4 protein-coding genes and 1 pseudogene are annotated in these 3,705 nt (G+C 44.6%); all 5 read left to right on the top strand.

Going from position 1 to position 3,705, the window contains the following annotated elements:
* A pseudogene (locus tag ABYP73_RS12170) lies at positions 1-802 on the top strand (molecular chaperone HtpG); the annotation flags it as partial.
* A 59-nt stretch (positions 803-861) separates the two neighbouring features.
* On the top strand, positions 862-1,215 hold the full coding sequence (locus ABYP73_RS12165; RefSeq protein ID WP_372974510.1) for a MauE/DoxX family redox-associated membrane protein: 354 nt from the start codon (positions 862-864) through the stop codon (positions 1,213-1,215).
* A gap of 237 nt (positions 1,216-1,452) precedes the next feature.
* Positions 1,453-2,580, top strand: coding sequence for a helix-turn-helix domain-containing protein (locus ABYP73_RS12160; RefSeq protein ID WP_372974509.1), 1,128 nt, complete (start codon positions 1,453-1,455; stop codon positions 2,578-2,580).
* Between the two features lie 201 nt (positions 2,581-2,781).
* Complete coding sequence (locus ABYP73_RS12155; RefSeq protein WP_372974508.1) at positions 2,782-2,988, top strand: hypothetical protein; 207 nt, start codon at positions 2,782-2,784, stop codon at positions 2,986-2,988.
* Positions 2,989-3,246: 258 nt separating this feature from the next.
* Positions 3,247-3,705 (top strand): hypothetical protein (locus ABYP73_RS12150; protein WP_372974507.1); only part of this gene is annotated, 459 nt, incomplete at its 3' end.

Raw genomic sequence — 3,705 nt, 5'->3', positions numbered from 1 at the left:
GCTCACCTCCCTCTTTAAGGACAACCGGGAAGATTTTGAGGCAAAATGGAACGACATCAAGATCGTGATCGAATACGGAATGCTCTCCGAGGAGAAATTCTTTGAGAAGGCTGAGGCTTTTGCGCTTTACCCCACGGTAGACGGTGCATATTACACCTTCGATGAACTCAAGGAGAAGATCTCCGCTCAACAGACAGACAAGGACGAAAATCTGGTGGTCTTATACGCTTCAGACAAGGAAGAACAACACAGTTACATAGTTGCCGCCAAAGAAAAGGGATACGAAGTGCTCCTGCTCGATTCCCCTATCGTTGGCCACTTGCTGCAGAAACTCGAGACCTCCAAGGAAAAACTTTCCTTTGCCAGGGTGGATGCAGACCACCTCGATAACTTGATCAAAAAAGAGGACACCAAGATCAGCAAGCTCTCGGAAGAAGAGAAGGAGACACTCAAGACGCAGATCGAGGAAGTGCTGGGAGACAAAGGGTATACCGTACAGCTGGAAGCCATGGACAGCCAGGCCGCCCCTTTCATCATCACAGAACCCGAATTTATGAGGCGGATGAAGGAAATGCAGAAAACAGGTGGCGGGATGTTCGGCATGGGTAACATGCCCGACATGTACAACCTGGTGATCAATACCAATCACGAACTCGTCAGTGAGATCCTGAATACCAAAACTGGGAAGAAAAGGGAAAGGCTGATCAACCAGTCCCTGGACCTCGCCAGGCTTTCCAAAGGCCTGCTCAAAGGGGAAGCCCTGACTAAATTCATCAGGAGAAGTTATGAGATGGTGAAGTAATTTTGTTTTAATTGATAAAAAAGACCGCTTTAACCAAGCGGTCTTTTTATTTTAGAGGCATGAATGAACCCTGGCATTTTTACGCCATGTCTGTCATGTACGCTTTTGCGGGAGTCATGCACTTCATTAAACCCAAGGCCTATATGCGGATCATGCCGGCCTACCTGCCTTTTCACAAGGAATTGGTTTTGATAAGCGGAGGAGTCGAAATACTCCTGGCCATCGGCCTTTGCTTCGAGCCCACCCGGGATCTTTCCCTAATCGGAATCATCGGCATGCTGGTTGTTTTCCTGTTAGTGCATTTTTACATGCTCAAAGGGGAGAAAGAAGGAGTCGGGGTTCCCAAATGGATCCTGATCCTGAGGATCCCACTTCAATTTGGCCTGATGTACTGGGCTTACTGGTATTTGTGATAAATTTCCATTTTATCAGTATGGTCCGTCAAACTCAAAACTTTATCAAAAAGGATTAATCAGACTGCTTGCTTTACCGGAATAAGACTTGCAACATGTTACAAAACCGGGGGATTTCGTTGTTTTTCTGTAAAGGGATGATTCAACTTAAAGATTGTTATATTTTTGTAGTAACCCTGATCTTCTATTCCCCCAATTAAGACCAAGTGCGATTCTTTAGGTATATAATTCTAACGCATGCTTTCTGATTTGAATATCAATTTTCAGATCCTGCTCGACGCTATCGGCCTGATCCAGGGTGTGACCATAGGTATTTTGCTTATGGTTATGGGCTTGCGCAAATACCGCAGAACCTTTTTTCTGGGCCTTTTTTTATTATTTTATTCTTTGGAACTGGGCTACTGGATCGCTATCAATACAAAGATCTCATCCGTTCACCCGGAATACTACCTGCTGCCTCTTAATTTTACCTGGATCCTCTTTCCTTTATTCTATATCTATACACAGCAGGTATCTGTCTTTTCAAATTCAAAGATCAAATACTGGCTCTTGGCACCGGGGATCTTGTCTATGCTGGTTCAGGTTGGAATCTACACCATGCCGTATGAAACAAGGATTGTCATCAAAGAATCATTCTGGCATGAACTTATCTTTTGGATACTGGGCACCTACTTTTCCTGGATCGTCGCTATCTGGAATCTGAGACTGTTGTATAAACACCGGGTAGAGGTGCTGAACACATACTCCTTTATTGAGCACAGAGAATTACAATGGGCACGGTTTTTCTTAATCTACCTGCTGTTTACTTCAGTCTTTAGTCACATGATCGCCTATATATTCCCTACAGCATTTGCGGATAATACCGTCTTCTCTCTCCTGGATCTTATTGCCATTTACTGGGTCTCCTATTACGGGATCACACAGCGAAACGTGCGCTCCCTCTTCTCTAACACCTGGAACCCAAAAGCCATCAGGAGTTCATCGTCCCCATCGAATCAAAACCCGGATATCAATACGGAGAGGTTGGGAGAGATCATGGACCATATCGATCGCCACATCAAGGAATCGAATTGTTTTATCAATTCGGACCTCACCATCATGGATCTGGCCGACGGTGTAGATGAGCACCCAAAATTGGTTTCAGAGGCGATCAATACCGTAACTGGGCAAAACTTCAATTCCTATATCAACCAATTTCGTATAACAAGGGCAGAAGAATTACTCAGAACAGACAAAGGCTCTCACTGGAGTATAGAAGGCATAGGCACAGAGGTAGGCTTTAAAAGCAAAAGCGCCTTTTATTCGGCCTTTAAGAAGTTTACGGGTACAACGCCCACCCAGTACCGGGAGAGTCGGGCTGCCTGACTTGACAAGGGCCTTGATATTCTTTTAATGGCATACCTCTTCTCAATGCGCCGCACGCACTCCTATGTCGAATCCTGTTCTTAACTTATCTCCCTTTTCCGGCTCACGAAATCGTCCTAAATTCAGAAATCAGAACAGTTGAACACCCACTATTTTACGGTTTTCTCCTGGAAAAATAACATCTTTAAGGAAAACTAACCGATGAACTCTAATAAAAAGAGTTTTATCCTGTTTATCCTTTTTATCTGGTCGGTGTATTTCGCGTGGGCCCTGGACGTAAATGCTTCTGTACAGACCTATCCCAAGGGCATCACACGTTACGACCTGCTGTTGCTCCCTTTCCTCATCATTTTCACCGGGTATTCCTTTTACCTAATTTTGAAAAAACGGGATTCTGACCGGACTTAATTACTTTCCCTGCGGACAGCTCGGCTGTCTCGTAAAAGGTTCAGAATCGCGGCAGGGTTGCATCAGCTCTTCTTACGAAAATTCCCCTGACGCCAACTAACTGTCAGAATCCCATTAAACCGGGACAGAGTGCATACCTCTTGCGTCTATCACAGGCGCTGACCTATACCTATTCTTACGGCCTTCCCATCACAAACTATATTCAATGACCTATCTTTATGATCAAAGTCGGGTATGTATTCAAAAATTGATTGATCAATGGACCTGAAACTAAATTTTCAATCCGCCCTCGATCTACTGGGTCTCATCCAGGGGCTGTCCCTTGGTATCCTGTTGCTGATCCTGAATCACCGGCATTTTAGAAGCACTTATTGGCTCGGGTTGTACCTGGTCCTGTTCTCGTTAAAACTATTGATCTTTATTCCCGGAGGATTAGACCTGGATCAACAATATCCTTCATTGTTTCTTCTGCCTTTCAATTTCTCCTGGTTGCTCTTCGCTGTCTTTTTTATCTATACCCAAAAAATCTCCATTTTCTCAGATCAGAAGATCAAGTACTGGCTTCTTTATCCGGGGATTCTCTCCTTTGTCGCTCAGGTATTTATCTACTTTCAGCCGTATTCCGTCAAAGTTGAGATTTCACAAAGCCTGATGTATGTCATCGTGTTCACTTATGCAGGCATTGCGTTTTCCTGGGGAGTGGGCCTCTGGAACCTG

The sequence above is a fragment of the Muriicola sp. genome (genome assembly GCF_041567615.1).
Lineage (GTDB): Bacteria > Bacteroidota > Bacteroidia > Flavobacteriales > Flavobacteriaceae > Muriicola.
This window is presented reverse-complemented; position numbering and strand designations above follow the sequence as displayed.